This window comes from Bradyrhizobium sp. SHOUNA76 (assembly GCF_023006445.1).
Taxonomy (GTDB): domain Bacteria; phylum Pseudomonadota; class Alphaproteobacteria; order Rhizobiales; family Xanthobacteraceae; genus Bradyrhizobium.
In genome coordinates this window covers 1-16,075 of sequence record NZ_JALBHA010000009.1, presented here as the reverse complement: position 1 = coordinate 16,075, position 16,075 = coordinate 1, and the positions used below count along the sequence as shown (strand labels likewise).

Below are 16,075 nucleotides of genomic sequence, written 5' to 3'. Positions count from 1 at the left end.
ATCCCGTCTTCATTCCCTGTTGGTGAACCTTTCGGAGATCAGTCCTTTGTCGTGGCTTCCTGAGGATTCGTTCAAGTTATCAGACGGGAGGTCTCCAGGTCCTAAGGGGTCGCATAAATGGGGAGGAGGATCACCAGGAGGGCCAGCGACAAGATGAAAGTCAGAAACACCGCCAATGCGATTGGATGTGCGACGCGCGGCTTCGCCGGTTTCGACATTGAAAACGATCTCTATGTGCAATGATCCGGTGTTATTTGGTGGTTCGATAGCTGGGTGTGGTTCAAAGGGTCGGTTGCCGCAGTGAGGCCGAACCAGCCCAATGCACTCCCTCAGGGATGGTCCCCTTCAAGGCGGCCGCCGGCCGGTGTTCGGTAGCTTCAGGTTCGTGCAGAGCACGGGGAACAGCTGACCGCCGCTCTGCACTCCTTCAAAGTCGGCTATGGGTGGTCATTCGCGTCGATTTGGGCTCGTCCTCGCCATGTTCACGCTGAAGGCCAATGACCCAGAATTTGGTGCCGGCCTCGCCTATGCGGTGGAGAAAGGCTGGCTCCGGAAGCACGAGAGCGGCAACTTACGTGAAGCTGCTCGCTCCCGGCGAAGATCTCCTCGCCTCACAATAGGAACGTCTCCGTTCCGGATGCTTTTTCAGGAAATGGACGTCGCAGCTGGCGAAAGTTGGAGGCGCGGCCATGAAGCGGCACGCCATGAGCAAGTATTTCGGTAATGGCGCCGGCCACGTTGTGCGCCAGCACAACAGCGCCTTGCTGCAGTTCAGCTGGCACGGCAAGCCCGACGGATCTGCCCGCTATGTCGAGCACGTCAATCGCTATGCCCGCAATGGCGTGGAATATCCCACCCTTGCCGCACTGCTCCGCGCCGTTGAGGCCGAGCACGCTCAGAAGAAGTCCTAGTTTCGCTCTTCTTCATTGCCTCAGATCAAACCTACGATGATCAATACTCCGATCTCAATGAGTAAGAGCGTACGCGTTGCTGCGGAGATGACAAACAAATCCCCTAGTGACAGGAACCGCGTGGTTTGCCTCACAATTTGCCCTAGAAGCGACCCTTACATCAGCAGGACGGGATGTTAGGGCCGCTTCTAGGAGGTCCTTGACGCGTTCGTCCGGCGCCAAGCCGTTCTTATTCTAATCCAAATTTGTATCTCAATCAGCATTTAATTTGGTTTAATTTCGATTATATTTTTAATATTTAATTGAGCCGCTTTTGCACGATGCAGATCGCTGATCTCGCGCGGAGCGAACCAGGGATCAGTTTTTTGCGGCTAGCTATCTGCCCGAGCATGGTTAAGACATACGAGGTGTGCCTGGCGACAGTCGGCAAGCAGGTCCCCCGCCGGACCGGATTGGGTTCACGAAGTGAAGCATGACGGTTGCTCTACTTTGAAACTTAGCTCATCCCGTCGCGGTCGAGGGTAAACCTTCCGCTGCGGAAGGTTTACCTACCCGCATTTACATCGCCTAGCGCGTACACGGGTACTGGTGGCGTTATTGCCCCGCTTGAGCAAACGATCTCTGTGGCGCGAATGGAAATACGCGGATTCTCGGCTCCGGCCGAAATGTGCGCAAAGTCTTCCCGGCGGGAATACTTTGGCGACAGTCATGTCCGACGCGGCGGACATCCGCGCCAACTTGGAGAACCGGCGCGCGGCGATAGCCGCCCGTCAGCGGGGTGAGGTCGGGCTTCGGCATCACCGCCGGCACGATGACGCTCTGCCAAGGGAGCGACTTGAAGCCCATCGCGACGCGCACCTTCTCCGAGTAGTTGGAAAAGTCGTAGTGATGGAGAATGAGTTCGGTCATCAGGACCCGTGTCTGCAGATAGGTAGCCGACGCCGTAGTACCGATCGGATGGATGTTGACCGACATCGATCACGCTCCTGGCTGCCTTAGTTTCGGCCATCCATTTCCTTGATCAACTTGCGCGCGTCGTCGCGTTCCGGAATCGGACGCCCGCTATCGCGCCACTCGATCGCAGCCTTGAAACCATGCTTCTGCGTGTAGCGCCTGAACCACAGGCCCTCTGGATTGTGACGCGTGATACCGTCGAACAGGGTCGCAAGCGACTGTGTCTGTTCGAGGCCCATGTTCAGCATGACCTGGTTGACGACCATCTTGTGCATGGCGAGGTGGCTCTTCGGCACGCCGGCGATCCGGTCCGCAAGCTTTCGTGTCGCCGCCTCAAGCTGCGCGGCCGGAACACAGGCGTTCGCCAAGCCCCACTCCGCCGCCGTCCGACCGTCGATCATGTTGCCGGTGAACATTATCTCCTTGGCGCGTGATGGTCCGAGCTTGAACGTCCACATCGCTGTGGTCGGACATCCCCAAACGCGTGTCGGCATGTAACCAATCCGTGCATCTTCGGCCATCACGATCAGATCGCAGCAGAGTGCGATGTCGCTGCCGCCGGCGACCGCGGCACCATGAATCTTGGCAATGGTCGGTTTCGAGCACTTCCAAAGGCTCATGAAATTCTCGGTGTTCTTCTTCATGAAAGCGTAGTCAACCATAGGGTCCCAGGGCTCGCGCTCCTGCTGGCAGGGGTGCTCGATCTCATTCTCCGCGTAGGCGACAAGATCGTACCCGCCGCAGAAGCCTTTGCCGGTACCTTCGATCACGATGACGTGCACGTCGTCGTTCTTCTCCGCCCACTCGACGGCGGCCTGGATCTCTCCCGGCATCGCATCGTCGATAGCATTGAAGCGTTGGGGACGGTCAAGAACGAGGCGCGCGATGCTGGGGGCGTCCTCGCGGACTGCGATGCTGAGGGTCGAAAAATTCGGCATGGGATCCTTCGGGGGTCAAACCAGTCAATGTTGACTGTAGCATCTGGCATGATACAGTCAATGCTGACTGTCCAGGGGAGAGGCATGCCAAGAACGGCGAAGACCGGAGGTCCGACTGGAGGGGGCGTATCCACAAGATCACGTATCCTGGACGCCGCCGTCGAATGCTTGATCGAGACCGGAGTCGCAGGCACGACAACGCTCGCCGTGCAGCATCGGGCGGAAGTCAGCCGTGGCGCCCTCCTCCATCATTTCCCGACGCATGCCTCCCTGTTGGCCGCGAGCGTGGCCGAATTGGTCCGCCGCAACGAGAGGGCCGTGTCGCAAGGCCGCGCCGGAGCCGGTCCAGCAGACAACCTAGTGGCGGCAGTCGAGGCGCTCGCCTTCGCTGCGCGTCAGCCGGTCTACCTCGCCGAGTTGGAACTTTGGGCGGTGGCGCGCACCGACGCGGCGCTGAAGCAGGCGTTGATCGCCGCCGAGCGTGGTGCGCGGCGCGATCTCGACCGAGTCTACTTTCAGCTCTTTGGGGAGTGGACCGATTCCGACGCCTACGACGAAGTCGTCGCGCTGACGCTCCATTTCATCAGAGGGCTCGCAATTTCCGAGAATCTCCGCAGCTCGCCGGCACGACGCGAGCGCCTTGTGGCTGCCTGGGCGCAAGCGATGCGGACGCTGCTCGAAACAACGAAGAAGATGCCGGCAAGGCAGAGGATCGAGGGAGAATGAATGTGGACGGGAAGAGGCTTCTGGAATCATACTGGCCGGCGGATACGACGCGACGAATCCTTGACGTCAGCATCGGCCGGGCGCTGGCCACGACGGCCGCCGAAGTTCCCGACCGTACCGCGCTGATCGAAGTCGTGCCGACGTCAATGCCGTCGCCCGTCGGGGTCCCGAACACGATCGCCGGTGGACTTACGCTCAGTTGGAGAACGACGCGAGACGTTGCGCGAGCTGGCTGCTGCGGAGCTTCGAGACAGGCGACCGCATCTGCGTCTGGGCGCCGAACGTGCCGGAGTGGGTTGTCCTGCAATACGGCGCCGCGCTCGCTGGCGTAGTCCTAGTGACCGCCAACCCAGCGTTCAAGCCGAGCGAACTCGAGTTCGTGCTGCGTCAGTCCAGGTCGTCCGCCCTTTTCCATCTAGCGAACTTCCGCGGCGTCGACACCGGGGCCGTCGCCCGCGAAATCGAGAACACCGCTCTGAGGCGTTTCGATTTCGACGGCTGGCTCGATCAAATCCGGAGCATGCCGGCGACGCCCCTACCCGAAATCGACCCCGGACACACTGCACAGATCCAGTATACGTCCGGGATCACAGGTCGGCCCAAGGGCGCGTTGCTGCACCACCGTGGCCTCGTGACGAACGCGAGCTACGTTGCCGCCAGGGCCGGCCTCGAAGGCAGCGTCCTGCTCAGTCCAATGCCGCTCTTCCACACGGCCGGATCTGTGATGAGCGTTTTGGGATGCATGACGTCGCGCGCGACGCTGGTGCTGCCGTTGTTTTTCGATCCGCCCACGGTGTTGCAGGCGATCGAAGCGACGAAAGCTGAGATCGTCTTCGGCGTTCCGACGATGCTGTTCGCGCGGATCGACGCGATGAAGACCGCCCCGCGCGTTTCGCCGCGCGAACTGAAGGACGTCGCCGAGGACTTCCGCAAGAAACTCTACCAGCTCTCCCGAATCTCCAAGGTTGAGCTGCTCGGCGTGCAGGATGAAAGGGTCTGGCTAGAGCTCGACACCCGCAAGCTGGCGGCGGTCGGCGTCCATGTGAACAGCCTGATCAAGGACCTCCAGGGGCAGAACGTGGTACTGCCATCCGGAAACATCAACGCGAACGGCACTCGCCTGCTGCTGGAGACCTCCGGCGATTTTCCGAACGTGCGCGCGATCGAAACGTTGCTGACCCGGGTCGGAACCACCGACAGCCTGGTGAGGCTCGCCGACCTCGTCACCGTGCGCCGCGACTCCGTCTCCCCCAAGGTCAAACCGATCTATTTCAACGGCCGTCCCGCCATCGTGCTCAGCGTCGTCATGCAGCCGGACCAGGATGTCACGCAGCTCGGCCGCAAGCTTCGTGCGGCGTCAAGCGACTATGAGCGGAGGCTGCCGATCGGCTACGCGATCGACCTCGCGACGTATCAGGCCGACCAGGTCAGCGCCTCCGTCAATTCCGCTCTGTCGAGCGTGGCCCAGACCTTCAGCGTCGTCGCTGTGCTGGTGGTGCTTTTTCTTGGTTTGCGGGCTGGAACCGTTGCGGCGATGATCGTTCCGTTCGCCGTGATGTTTTCGCTGATCGGCATGCGGGCGCTCGGCATCGCGCTCGAGTAGGTATCGATCGCCGCCATCATCATCGCGCTTGGCCTGCTGGTCGACAACGGCGTAGTGATTGTCGAGGATATCGTCAGCCGAATCGGTCGCGGCGTGCCACCCCGGGAAGCCGGCTTGGCTTCGGGCGAGCAGTATGCGCTGCCGCCTAATCTCCTCCATCACCACCATCGCGGCGTTCCTGCCGCTGCTGCTATTGTCGGGCTCATCAGGAGAATATGCGTTCTCACTGGCGGCCGTTGTGGCTTTGACACTGGGCGGCTCTTGGATCACCGCGCTTTACATCCTCCCCGCGCTGATCGTTTGGCTGATCGGCCGACGCGGCGCGTCGGGCAGTGAAGATGCGGCTCCGTCGCGTATACAGCGCTTCTATACCACGGCACTCGCCGCCGCCCTGCGTTTCTCGCCGCTCGTGCTGGCTGCCTGCATCGTGCTGGTCGTGTTGGCGGTGACGCAGTTCGCCCGCCTGCCCAAGCAGATGTTCCCACTCAGCGAACGCAGCCAATTCCTCATCTACATGAACATGCCTGACGGGACCGACATCTCGCAAACCGAACTCCGGGCTCGCGAGATCGAGCGGTGGCTTGGAGACAAGACAGCCAATCCCGAAATCGCGAGCGAGATCCTATATGTGGGGGACGGCGGCCCAAGGTTCTATCTGACGTTGACCCCGGTCTCACCTGATCCGGCATCCGCCTTCTTCCTGGTCAACACAAAGGACTATGAGGGCGCGGTGCGGGCAGCCGGTCGCGCCTGGAAATATCTCTATGCTAATCATCCGGAGGCACGGTTCAAGATCAAACGGCTGGCCATGGGAGCCGTCGAATCAGGCATCGTGCATGTGGAGATATCCGGACCCGACGCGGACCGGTTGCTTGCGCTCAGCGAGCGAGTTCGCTCCTTGCTGCAGGCGGCTCCGGACGTTCGCGACAACGACGACGACTGGGGCAACAAGGTCGTCAAGGTCGTCGTCGAAATCGATGAGGACCGGGCCCGCCAGTTGGGCGTGACGTCCGAGGAAGTTACTCGGCTGCTCAATACCTATTTCACCGGAACCGCGGTCTATCTATCGCGAAGGCGACAACGCCATTCCGATAGTTCTCCGCGCCGGAGCGTACACCTCGCAGAACCTCGAAGGCCTTACCAGCGCCATCTTCGCGAAAAATGGCGGGCTTATCTCCCTAGCGCAGGTGGCCAGGTTGAAGCCCGGATTCGATCTGGCGCGCATCCGCCGCAAGAACCAGGAACGGACGATCATGGTCACCGCGCGCAGCACCTCGCTGACGGCGGGGCAGTTGCTGGAGTCGATTCAACCCGGCCTGCAGGCACTAGATCTTGCCGGCCCGTATCACGTCACTATCGGCGGCGAGATCCAGAAGAGCGCGGAGACGAACCAGAAACTGGTTGCGGGATTCCCGGCCGTGATGGTGCTGGCGATCATCCTGCAATTCAACTCGTTCCGTCGCACTTTTCTGACTTTCATGAACATACCTCTGATCCTGATTGGCATCCCGTTCGGTCTCTTGGCCGCCGGACAGCCGCTCTCGTTCTTCGGTACGCTCCGCATCATCAGCCTTTCCGGCATCATCATCAACAACGCCATCGTGCTGATCGATCAGATCGACATCGAGCGGGATAAACTCCCGCTGCGCGAAGCGGTCGTGGCAGCGTCGCAAAAGCGCTTGCGTCCGATCTTGCTGACCTCGGCAACGACGGTGCTTGGACTTGCACCTATGGCGATCGCCGGCGGCGCGCTGTGGGATGGCGGTCTCATGATGTCGGGGCTCGCTGTCGCATCGCTGCTGACCCTGTTCTTCGTTCCAGCCGGATACTTCCTGCTGTTTTGGTTCGATAAGGACCTCCGTCGGGCATCCTCGCGTGAACCTTGAATGCTGCAGCGGCATGACCCAGGGTCGATGAGTTCTGACAGCACGTTTCGCGCCAGCCGGCTCCGCCTGACAGACCATCGCGTCATTTTGCTGCTTCGCGGTAACGGCGTTTCAAAAGCAACGGGGACATCAGCTTCGGTGCGCACGCCACCGGGTTTTATGGGTACGCGCCCTAGTACTCGTGGCTGTTCCTGACGGCCGAAACCCAGCGGGTCTCACTGCGAAGCAGCAAAGGCTGTTTCAGGAACTCAACCTCGGACCACTCTATAGGCTCGCGCCCGAGTGAGGCGCCTCGGTTGGCGACCTCTCTCTAGCTCATCACTTGGCCTAGAAGCAGTTCGTTTCGGTTCCTGATCAGCGTAGAAACCTCTGCCTCTGTTGCCGCGTTCCAGCGGGATGGCGAAGCAAGAGCAAGAAACCAAGCAACCAACCAGGCATCTGCCGACCTGCTCGGCGTGTCATAAGCCCATGCACTTCGTTGACGTTTTTGGTTCTCCGGACGGGCCGATTGCTATCTTTCGGTGTCTCAACTGCAAGAAGCTTTTTTGGGATCAGCCGAACAAGCGAGACCAAGAGTAGGTCGCCTCACTTGGCGGCCTCTCGTCTCCAACCTAGAGTAGTCCTGCCGAAGAAAATGGCCGCCCGCAGGCGGCTAGTCGCTTTGTCTAAATCGTCGTTATTTTTTGAGGGTGTCAGCGGCGTCCCGCGCCGCATCCTTCACATCTCCTGCCGCGTTGTGGGCGGACCCCTTGGCTTTATCGATCTCGCCTTCGGTTTCCATGTCTTTGTCGCCAGTAAGTTTACCAGCACCTTCTTTGATGGCGCCTTTTGCTTTGTCGGCAGCGCCCTTCACGTGTTCGCGGTCCATGATCGTGTTCCTTTGCTGTCCGGTTGACCAGCCAACAAAGGATTTGCGCAGTGGTTCCTCGGGACGCAGCTTCAAGGCGAAGACTGCTGGGTCAAAGACCGCCGACTTGAAACCCACGGCGCGAACCGGCGTTGAGCCATATGGATGACAAAGAGCTGCAAGCCCGCAGTGAACAGGCTCTCGTGGTCGTAACGTTCAGTACAGCAACACTGATCGCGTGTGTCACCTTGCTAGTTTCTCAATTGTATGGCCGCCTCAGTTGGCGGCCTTTTTGTTGACCAGACTGCACATCTATCCACACCGACGACGCTCAGCATGGCGCTCCGGGGTGGCTCCCCGACGGATTGATAATTTGCCTATGGCACGCCGTAGAGCTTTGGCGTGCGCATGGGCAGCAAGTCCCGAGCGTCCGGGCATCGGCAAGGGGTAGCCGACCGGCTCGCCTGCGAAGCATGACAAGCGCATGCTCGCCTTTCAGGGGCCAGCCCAGCCGTCGCCAGCGCTGGGGTCTGTCAGACGCACCACGTTCAGCAAGCGATCCGGGGGAGAGGTCGGCGCCACGGAACTATCGGACGTGCAGCTCATTGAGCGGTTTAGAGGACCGCTAAATGAATCACATCGCCGTTATTTTGATCCTACTCATCAGCGGCTCTTCGCTCGCCTTGGCCCAGAGTACGGGTGGATCGAGCAGCGGTGGCCCGGCGGCCAGTGGAACTGCGGCTGCTGGGTCTACCGGCTATGCGGGCAGCACGTTATTGACCGGGCGCGCCATCAGCGGGACTGGAGGCTCCTCCGGTCCCAAGCTCGGCAACGCGCTCAGCCACGCAGCGACCGGCGACGCGGATGCTTCCTCGGTTAGTCCGGCTCCAACTTCCCACGACAACGCGGTCGATACGCCCGCCGCCGAACGCGCCATAGAGAACTTGGGCAACACCGATATTGGCATTCTAAAGAAGAAGTAAGACCCATGCTGCAAGTCGGCCTCGGTCTTGGCGTTGCGGCCATTCTTGGTAGTCTCCGGTCGGGCTCGCAGTGTCCGCTATCGAGGGCTGAGCGAAATAAGCTTCATGGAGCTGCCGAGAGCAGCCTTTGACCCGGACCCGACATCACCAACCTTTAATCCCATCATTTCAGTGGCTATGATGGCACGTCGCGCACGGCCGAAATCGGAAATGACATGATCGGAGCGATCATGATTGGGCGCCGGTGTTTTATAAGTTTGATGGGAGCGGCCATCGTCGTCGCGCCGCTCTCGACAAGCGCGCAGCAGCCGGCCACACCGGTCATTGGATTCCTCAACAACCTGTCGCCTGATGTGATCGCCCGCCCCGTAGCCGCGTTCCGCGACGGCCTGAAGGAAGCCGGGTTTATCGAAAGCCACAACCTCGTGATCGAATATCGCTGGGCGGAGAATCACAATGATCGCTTGCCCGCGCTGGCTGCCGATCTGGTCCGGCGCCAGGTTGCTGTGATTGTTGCGACCGGCGGTGGCACCTCGGCGCTAGCCGCAAAGGCTGCGACCACCACAATTCCGATCGTGTTTTCCTCAGCCACTGATCCTGTCGAGCTGGGCCTTGTTGTGAGCCTAAACCGACCCGGCGGAAACGCCACCGGCATTCATGTGATGACCAACTCTTTGGAAGCCAAGCGGCTGGACCTGCTGCACGAACTGGTGCCAAACGCCGCGACCATCGCCATGCTGGTCAATCCGGGTACCCCGGCGCCGACAGCCAGTTGACGGAAGCGAAGACGGCTGCGCAAAGCCTCGCGGGGAAGATTCACGTTCTAAGGGCACACGACGAGCCGGAACTTGACAGGGCCTTCGCGATCATGGCCGAGCAGCATGCCGACGCTCTCCTTGTCGCGGCCGATCCGTTCTTCAACGCTCACCGCCAGCAGATCGTCCCATTGGCAGCGCGCTACGCCTTTCCCGCAATCTACGAGTTCCGAGAGTTTGCCGTGGCCGGCGGCCTGATGAGCTACGGGATCAGCCTGGCCGACGCGTACCGGCATGTTGGATTTATACCGGCAAAATTCTTCAGGGCGCCAAGCCCGCCGACTTGCCAGTTATGCAACCGACCAAATTCGAGTTGGTCATCAATCTCAAGGCCGCGAAGGCATTGGGCATCACTGTCCCGCCGATGCTGCACGCCCGCGCCGACGAGGTGATCGAATAGAGACGCCTCTGCTGCGTTGCACGAGTGCGGAATTGGGCCCCTTGCTGACCTGCCGCGCGTCCGCCGAAGACATACCCCACGATCAGCATCCGGATCATCAACTCCGGATCGACAGACGGGCGACCCGTGGACGAATAATGAGGAGCAAGTTCGCTGCGGAGCCAAGACAGATAGAGAGCAGCGTCGATCTTCCGCACCAGATGATCTTCGGGGACCGCGTCGCTGAGATGAAACTCGTAGAACAGTTGACCTTGATCACTCTTCAGACGGCCCATCATGGATCGACCTCGTCGCGATTCGCGTCAACACAACGGAATCACGCTTCGCGACTCGTCTCAACCGACTTCTGCAACAAAATCGGCCATATCCGGACATGCCGAATCGGCGGCGCGGCGGCGCGCTTGTCGTCGATCGCATAGTGAATGTAGTAGCTATCCTGCATTTCATGAAATTTGCGTTCTCGCTCGGCCAATGCTTTCTGCTTATCGGCCTGCCGCGCGAGCTTTGCTAACTGATCCTCCCTCGTCATCCCTTGATCCGATGTTGGCTGATGGATTGATGCACTGAGTTGGGCACTTCCTTTAATTTAGCGCAAGTGCGGAATGTCGCCTTCTGGGCCCATAGCCGAACAAGGCTGAGGCCGTTGCAATGTTGCCTATTGGAGGCAGAGCGGACGCGTGCCCACGCCGGTCCCCGGCACCGCTTGTGACCCAAAGCGGTCCTCAGCCATACCGATCCGTACCGTAACGGCTACATCCGCATCACCTCCAATGAGGCGCGAAGAACGCATGGCTTAGCTGCGGGGCGGGCAAACAAAAAAAGCCCCCGACAGGAAACCCAGAATGGGAATTCTTTGGGGGCTATTTTTTGGCGAAGCTCGTATTCAAAAATGCGAGGTTTTTTTTTGCACACCCGCCCCAGTTCGTCCTGCCTGGCTGCTCCTGTTGTTATCCCGTTCTCAGTCGCCACAGGACCAGCTTAGTCAATTGCCGTGAAAATCACAGGACACGCACATATGACCAGCGTCGAAATCGTTCTTCTTATTATACCCGGAGTCTTGTAGATTTCGGATATAGAGGGCGCGGTCGCTGCTACTCACACCGCCCGGCGAAATGACTGGCGACGCACCCATACGGGCCAATGCGTTCATCGGTTGGCGATGATGCGTCCGTTGCGCGGCCAAAGCGGCAGAAGTGGCGAGAGTGAGGATAGCAAAACTAACAAGAATGCTTTTGGCCATAGTCAGCTCCTCTGACATAGCTGCCCCAGCAGTATTCAATTCTAGCCTAACCGACACTCCTCCACAATCTTACTGCGATAGCACTCTACACCTCGGTTTTTCATGGAGCTTCTGATAGCGCTGAATGGCCGCTTTTGATGCTGTGGACGGCTCCTCCACGGGCACGAGAGTGTCATCCCATTATTGGTCCCGCGAACTGGAGGCGTTGGGGCATACGGTGCGATTGATGCCTCCGGCCTTTGTGAAGCCCTACGTCAAGCGGCAGAAGAACGACACCACGGACGCAGAAGCGATTTGCGAGGCGGTCACGAGCCCAACATGCGGTTTGTGCTGACCAAGATGGTGGAGCAACAGAGCCGTCTGATGCTTCATCGCGCGCGCCATCCCTTCATCCGCCAGCAGACTGCCGTCATCAATTCAATCCGCGCCTATCTTGCCGAGTTCGGGATTGTCATCTTCGAATGCGTGCTTTTGGTCGGGACCTGATCCGCGGAGGGCACTATGGCCAGCGGTCAAGTGAACCGCGCAAACATGCCGAACACATGGCCGCTCCGACCAAGGCCGCAAAGTGAAGATTCTCCTTGCCAACCGGGAGCCGTCCACACATGGCCCTTCGCGTCGGTTGGCGCGGTGCCGCTACATGTCCGTAGTCAGGGATGAACCGGAAGTCCCGTTAGCAGGAGCAGACCGGGCGCGAATCGACCCAAAGCGGACATGTACGACAACCCACGCTCACCACGCCCCAATAACCATTAATCCGATAATGGTCAGGGACGAGACGCAAGCCACCACAACACTATAGCATTCAGGTGTATTCATTGCTGCCTCCCAAGCTGTTGCTTACTTGGTCACTGCCGCGGCAGGAAGGATCGCCTTCTTCGGAGCCGCTTTAGTTCGGCGCGCCGGCACCGGCTTCGCGCTGTATGCCGGTCCTGTCGACATGAGCGTGATCCGCAAGATCGTAATCCGCTTCTAGAACGTCAGCGTGTTTAGCTGAGATCAGAAGCTGCTTCCGCATTTCAGCGAGGCGAGCGCGGCAATATTCACGATAGAGCAGGTCGAAAACGGCGGGCATGAGATCCCCCATCGCTTGACTATCAATGTACAGATCTGTCACCGCGATTTTCGTGGTGATTGTAGCCCCGTCAGATGGCTCTTCGTTATGAGCCCGTTCACAGACTGCGCCAGTTCAGGCTGAATGGTCTGCGCGATAAAAAGGAACAGAGCTAATGACCTAACAGCAACTCTAGCAGCTCTTTGTTTCAGCAAAACTTCGTCAAACAACTTAAGGGCGCCGGGCCATGACAAATATTCCAACCACAACGCGAAATGACCCATCCGTGCGTGCAAGGAACATTCTATGCAACGCAAACCGGGATACGAAGCAGATCATGTCTCCTTGAGGCTCGCACCGTGAGCGCGCGGCCACCCAACTAGCGATACTATTCGCCGCTTTCAAATTAATGACCATCCCGTACTCCCAAATAGTGGAAATAGAGGTCGCTTCGATTTTTGACAAACGATCGGCGCAAATCAATCTGAGCAATGGTATTCGTCAAATGTGCATGATCAAGAAATGTCGCGGTTGGTTTCGTACGTTATAATCACCCCAAGAGAGCCCAAGCTTCTATTAGATGCATTCCACACGTTTCGTACATCGGCCAACCCGATTGCAAGAACGAGTGACGCCAGCCCGACATTGTCGCCCTTTCTTAGCCCCCATGATAGTGCCCATTGAAGAATACGAAAGGGCCATTCGCTGTTGCTCAGACTCACCCAGCCGGTCCAAGCAAAGCGACGGGACCCGCCACTTCGCTGATGGGCTAGGGCAGCTTACGGTTGATAGATCGCCGAGATATAACCTGGACTAGTTGTGGAAGAGTAACTGGACCACATTGGACCGATGGCACCGCGTCAAAGGCTGACTGCCGAAGAGATCGCTCGCATAAATTCCGAGCATCTACTTACAACGCCTCTGCAACCGGCAGATCTATTATTCGTTTTTGGTACACGAGATGGCGTGGAGGAGCGCATAGACGCCGCCGACTCGCTTTGGCGTCGCGGGTATTGCCGTTGGCTACTTGTTTGCGGCAGGATGACGCCGGGCTCTGATCTTACCGAATGCCGGATTTTAAAGGATGGGCTGGTGTCACGTGGTGTTCCGGCTGAGTTGATTTTGGAAGAACATCGCGCGACCAACACGGGGGAGAACGTGATGTTTTCTCTACCTGTCATCGAAGAGAAGATAGGATTGTACAAAATACAATCGGTAATTTGCTTAGGCAATTTTTGGACGTCGCGCCGTTATCCGATGACACTTCACCGACACTGGCCCGGTCCAAAGATGCTGGTTGTCGTGAACCACTACGACACCCCCAATGATCTCTGGCACACCGACGCTGAGCTTCGTTCGCGGGTTCTCAGCGAATGGGATAAGATTGAGTCTTACAAGGCAAAAGGGTTCATCGCTGAGTGGCCCTAACGGAGACCTTGGCGCCCTGTCTGCGCTCCGCTAACGGCTCTCGGTATACGGGATGGACAGGCAAGAGCGCGAAATTTTAACGTTCGGCGCCCCGTCGTGTGTGCCAGCAAACCGCCAGTTGACTGCCGGTTCTCAATGGCTTGAGTATCGGGTTGCTGCGGCACGTCGTTTTTTAGCGCATCAGCTTGGTGAGCAGCCCGGTGATGCTCGTCGTCGCGCCGAGGATGACACTTTGCAGATGGTGGACATGAAGCCCGGGAGGAAGAGTTTATTTCGCCCTAGCTGGATAAGGTCCTGACAGCCAGTTGGGTCGATGATGAAGCAAAGGTTCCTCCAGAGGGCACTTGCGCGCATCGAACGGGAAGACGGTCCGGCTACCCAGCCCCCAGGCCGGTGATCCGGTATGTCGAGGAGCGCTTCGCCGTGGAGACAGGGGGAAGATTTTCATACGAACTGAAAGAGCGTAACTGCTTCGGCGGGACTGAAACTGACGCCGAGGCGTCCTTCTGACCGACAACGCGACAAATAACTTCCCGACAGTCCGTGAGGGTTACTTGGAAGAAAATAGTGGCCAAGGAGTTGTTGGAATCGGTCGCGGCAGTCCCGCTTAGGACAAAGTCGCTCATCCCGTAGCTGGCCGGACCGAGCTTTACATCGGTCAATGTGAGGTCGGCTTCCTTGATCGCCGTAGCGGCGTAGTACTCTTGAGCTTGCTGTGCTTTCTTCCGCTGTTCGGCATCCTTGTTGGCGTTTTCAATGAGCAGCCAGATCCCGCCCCCGAACAAGAGAAGTGCGGCGATCACAAAGTTTCGAAACGCCGGAGAGGCAACCATCATTGTTATGATGACGCCAACGACGAGCAGAGCGATGAGAAAGTGAAACACCTTTGGTGCCTCCCCCAAAGGCGACAGCTGCTTGCCTGCTTACCCAGTGCTTACCCTAGCTAGATCCTCAGATCTGCAGTTTTAATCTAAGCCACTGATTCCACCGGCGCGCCATTAGAACAAAAACGCGAACTCATATATAATTGAAATTGTTATATAAATTCAAGCTATTGGGGAGGACCGACTCGCTGAAGGCTACTACCTACGCCCCTCAACGGTTTCCGCCGAGTTTATAACCGACGTGGTTTAGCGACCCGCCGCCTGAGCTTCTCCAGCGACCACGCCCATCTCGCCAGATCCCCAATGCTTCGCAGCCTTTCTAGCGCCACTGCGCAAGCGGATGGGTCGTCAACGCAACGCGGCCGTTCGGCGGGCCCGAGGCCATGCTCGCCTATCTGTCGCGCTCCACCCACCGCGTTGCCATCGCCAACGGCCGCCTGATCGCCTTCGACCAGCAGGGTGTCCCCGGGGGGGAGCAAAACTGCCAACTAGAAATCCCACGGAAACCTCGTGATGCTCGCGCCTTCTCGAATGTCCAAAGGACGGCCGACTGGGGACGAATTGTCGCGAAACGAGCGATCTCGCCAGACTTGATAACTTGCTTATGTTATCGCGGAGGTAGTTTGTCGCAACTGTCCGCTTTTCCGGGAGAAGCGAGAAGCGGACGCTGTGGCTCTGCCGGTTTACCGTGGGTAAGCTTTATGCAATGAAAACTGACACTCCTCGAACGAACGCCGACGCCTTGACCGAGAGAAGCCTCGCTCAAACAAAGCCTCACGAAGCCCCGCCACGCACGGATGTCGGGACGATAGCGCTCCATTGGGCGACCGCGCTCGCGTTCGTCGTAAGCCTCGTTACCGGCCTGCGCATCGCAGCGGACGCGCTGCACGCCCCCTTCTCGAAATGGCTCGCTCCGGTCCTGCCTCAGGGCGAGATCTTTTCCTGGCATTTCCTCGCGGGGCTGGTCGTCTTCTTCTGCGGGTCGGCCTACGTCGCCTACCTCGCGCGCAGCGGCCTCGTCGAGCGCAACAGCCCCAAGAAGACGCGGATCCTCGCGATGCGCGCTCCGGCTCGCCTCAAATGGGGAGCCGTCAACGTCATCCTGCACTGGTTCGTCTATGCGCTCGTGATCTTCCTCACGGCGACGGGCGTCATGATGTATCTCGGCTACGGCGGCTGGTGGGCTTATCTCCACTCGACCGCCGCTTATGTTGCGCTCGTCTACATCTTCGCGCATGTCGCCGCGCATTATCTCTATGGCGGCTGGCTGCAGATTTTCCGCGTGTTCCGGCCGACGCCGCTCGCGATCACGAAGGCCGTGCGGCCGAGGCCTCTTCTCGTCGCCGCTGCAATCGGGGTGGCAGTCGCGTGCGGCGTCGCCGGGGTCGACTGGGCGACGCGCGATA

17 protein-coding genes and 4 pseudogenes are annotated in these 16,075 nt (G+C 59.0%); 12 read left to right on the top strand and 9 right to left on the bottom strand.

Features of this window, described 5'->3' with window-relative positions; genetic code table 11:
- Positions 1-689 precede the first annotated feature (689 nt).
- On the top strand, positions 690-911 hold the full coding sequence (locus MOV74_RS02685; protein WP_246917572.1) for a hypothetical protein: 222 nt from the start codon (positions 690-692) through the stop codon (positions 909-911).
- Positions 912-1,505: 594 nt separating this feature from the next.
- On the opposite strand, the gene MOV74_RS02680 is transcribed toward MOV74_RS02685, so the two are convergent.
- Both MOV74_RS02680 and MOV74_RS02675 read right to left on the bottom strand, forming a co-directional pair.
- Positions 1,506-1,886 (bottom strand): glutathione S-transferase N-terminal domain-containing protein, encoded by a 381-nt coding sequence (locus MOV74_RS02680; RefSeq protein WP_246917568.1) that lies wholly within the window; start codon positions 1,884-1,886, stop codon positions 1,506-1,508.
- A gap of 20 nt (positions 1,887-1,906) precedes the next feature.
- Positions 1,907-2,803 carry a crotonase/enoyl-CoA hydratase family protein gene (locus MOV74_RS02675; RefSeq protein ID WP_246917564.1) on the bottom strand — a complete coding sequence of 299 codons (897 nt, stop codon included), beginning with the start codon at positions 2,801-2,803 and terminating at the stop codon, positions 1,907-1,909.
- Positions 2,804-2,830: 27 nt separating this feature from the next.
- Here MOV74_RS02675 and MOV74_RS02670 point away from each other — a divergent pair, with 27 nt between their 5' ends.
- The 4 genes and pseudogenes from MOV74_RS02670 (at position 2,831) to MOV74_RS40730 (ending at position 7,018) form a co-directional block, all read left to right on the top strand.
- Positions 2,831-3,529, top strand: a complete 699-nt coding sequence (locus MOV74_RS02670) for a TetR/AcrR family transcriptional regulator (protein WP_404979104.1) — start codon at positions 2,831-2,833, stop codon at positions 3,527-3,529.
- Positions 3,530-3,728: 199 nt separating this feature from the next.
- Positions 3,729-5,132 (top strand): efflux RND transporter permease subunit, encoded by a 1,404-nt coding sequence (locus tag MOV74_RS02665; RefSeq protein WP_246917554.1) that lies wholly within the window; start codon positions 3,729-3,731, stop codon positions 5,130-5,132.
- A 133-nt stretch (positions 5,133-5,265) separates the two neighbouring features.
- Positions 5,266-6,135 (top strand): annotated as a pseudogene (locus MOV74_RS40735) (efflux RND transporter permease subunit); the annotation flags it as partial.
- A gap of 31 nt (positions 6,136-6,166) precedes the next feature.
- Complete coding sequence (locus MOV74_RS40730) at positions 6,167-7,018, top strand: efflux RND transporter permease subunit (protein ID WP_309486771.1); 852 nt, start codon at positions 6,167-6,169, stop codon at positions 7,016-7,018.
- A 676-nt stretch (positions 7,019-7,694) separates the two neighbouring features.
- Here MOV74_RS40730 and MOV74_RS41205 read toward each other — a convergent pair.
- A complete protein-coding gene (locus MOV74_RS41205; protein WP_404979103.1) occupies positions 7,695-8,003 on the bottom strand; it encodes a CsbD family protein in 309 nt (102 codons plus the stop codon).
- 491 nt (positions 8,004-8,494) lie between these two features.
- On the opposite strand from MOV74_RS41205, the gene MOV74_RS02650 reads away from it, so the two are divergent.
- Together MOV74_RS02650 and MOV74_RS02645 are read left to right on the top strand one after the other, a co-directional pair.
- On the top strand, positions 8,495-8,848 hold the full coding sequence (locus tag MOV74_RS02650; protein WP_246917549.1) for a hypothetical protein: 354 nt from the start codon (positions 8,495-8,497) through the stop codon (positions 8,846-8,848).
- A gap of 215 nt (positions 8,849-9,063) precedes the next feature.
- Complete coding sequence (locus tag MOV74_RS02645; RefSeq protein WP_246917544.1) at positions 9,064-9,624, top strand: ABC transporter substrate binding protein; 561 nt, start codon at positions 9,064-9,066, stop codon at positions 9,622-9,624.
- Positions 9,625-9,671: 47 nt separating this feature from the next.
- On the opposite strand, the gene MOV74_RS02640 is transcribed toward MOV74_RS02645, so the two are convergent.
- Entirely contained in the window at positions 9,672-9,899 is a 228-nt protein-coding gene (locus MOV74_RS02640) for a hypothetical protein (RefSeq protein WP_246917540.1), read from the bottom strand.
- A gap of 56 nt (positions 9,900-9,955) precedes the next feature.
- Between MOV74_RS02640 and MOV74_RS41200 the strand changes: the two genes are divergently transcribed.
- Positions 9,956-10,063 (top strand): hypothetical protein, encoded by a 108-nt coding sequence (locus MOV74_RS41200; RefSeq protein WP_404979105.1) that lies wholly within the window; start codon positions 9,956-9,958, stop codon positions 10,061-10,063.
- Between the two features lie 53 nt (positions 10,064-10,116).
- Here MOV74_RS41200 and MOV74_RS02635 read toward each other — a convergent pair.
- From MOV74_RS02635 to MOV74_RS02625, 3 genes and pseudogenes are all read right to left on the bottom strand, one after another.
- Positions 10,117-10,341: pseudogene (locus tag MOV74_RS02635) on the bottom strand (transposase); the annotation flags it as partial.
- 38 nt (positions 10,342-10,379) lie between these two features.
- Entirely contained in the window at positions 10,380-10,592 is a 213-nt protein-coding gene (locus MOV74_RS02630) for a hypothetical protein (protein WP_246917536.1), read from the bottom strand.
- A 453-nt stretch (positions 10,593-11,045) separates the two neighbouring features.
- Positions 11,046-11,303, bottom strand: coding sequence for a hypothetical protein (locus MOV74_RS02625; protein ID WP_246917534.1), 258 nt, complete (start codon positions 11,301-11,303; stop codon positions 11,046-11,048).
- A gap of 172 nt (positions 11,304-11,475) precedes the next feature.
- Here MOV74_RS02625 and MOV74_RS02620 point away from each other — a divergent pair.
- Positions 11,476-11,759: pseudogene (locus MOV74_RS02620) on the top strand (transposase); the annotation flags it as partial.
- A gap of 433 nt (positions 11,760-12,192) precedes the next feature.
- Here the strand turns inward: MOV74_RS02620 and MOV74_RS02615 are convergent.
- The gene (locus MOV74_RS02615) at positions 12,193-12,420 is read right to left on the bottom strand and encodes a hypothetical protein (protein WP_246917532.1); all 228 of its coding nucleotides are present in this window, start codon (positions 12,418-12,420) and stop codon (positions 12,193-12,195) included.
- Between the two features lie 786 nt (positions 12,421-13,206).
- Here MOV74_RS02615 and MOV74_RS02610 point away from each other — a divergent pair.
- Positions 13,207-13,785 (top strand): YdcF family protein, encoded by a 579-nt coding sequence (locus MOV74_RS02610; RefSeq protein WP_246917530.1) that lies wholly within the window; start codon positions 13,207-13,209, stop codon positions 13,783-13,785.
- A 374-nt stretch (positions 13,786-14,159) separates the two neighbouring features.
- On the opposite strand, the gene MOV74_RS02605 is transcribed toward MOV74_RS02610, so the two are convergent.
- Positions 14,160-14,669 (bottom strand): hypothetical protein, encoded by a 510-nt coding sequence (locus tag MOV74_RS02605; protein ID WP_246917529.1) that lies wholly within the window; start codon positions 14,667-14,669, stop codon positions 14,160-14,162.
- A 219-nt stretch (positions 14,670-14,888) separates the two neighbouring features.
- Here MOV74_RS02605 and MOV74_RS41195 point away from each other — a divergent pair.
- Together MOV74_RS41195 and MOV74_RS02595 are read left to right on the top strand one after the other, a co-directional pair.
- Positions 14,889-15,133, top strand: a pseudogene (locus MOV74_RS41195) (transposase); the annotation flags it as partial.
- 278 nt (positions 15,134-15,411) lie between these two features.
- A partial coding sequence (locus tag MOV74_RS02595; protein WP_246917526.1) for a cytochrome b/b6 domain-containing protein occupies positions 15,412-16,075 on the top strand: 664 nt, incomplete at its 3' end.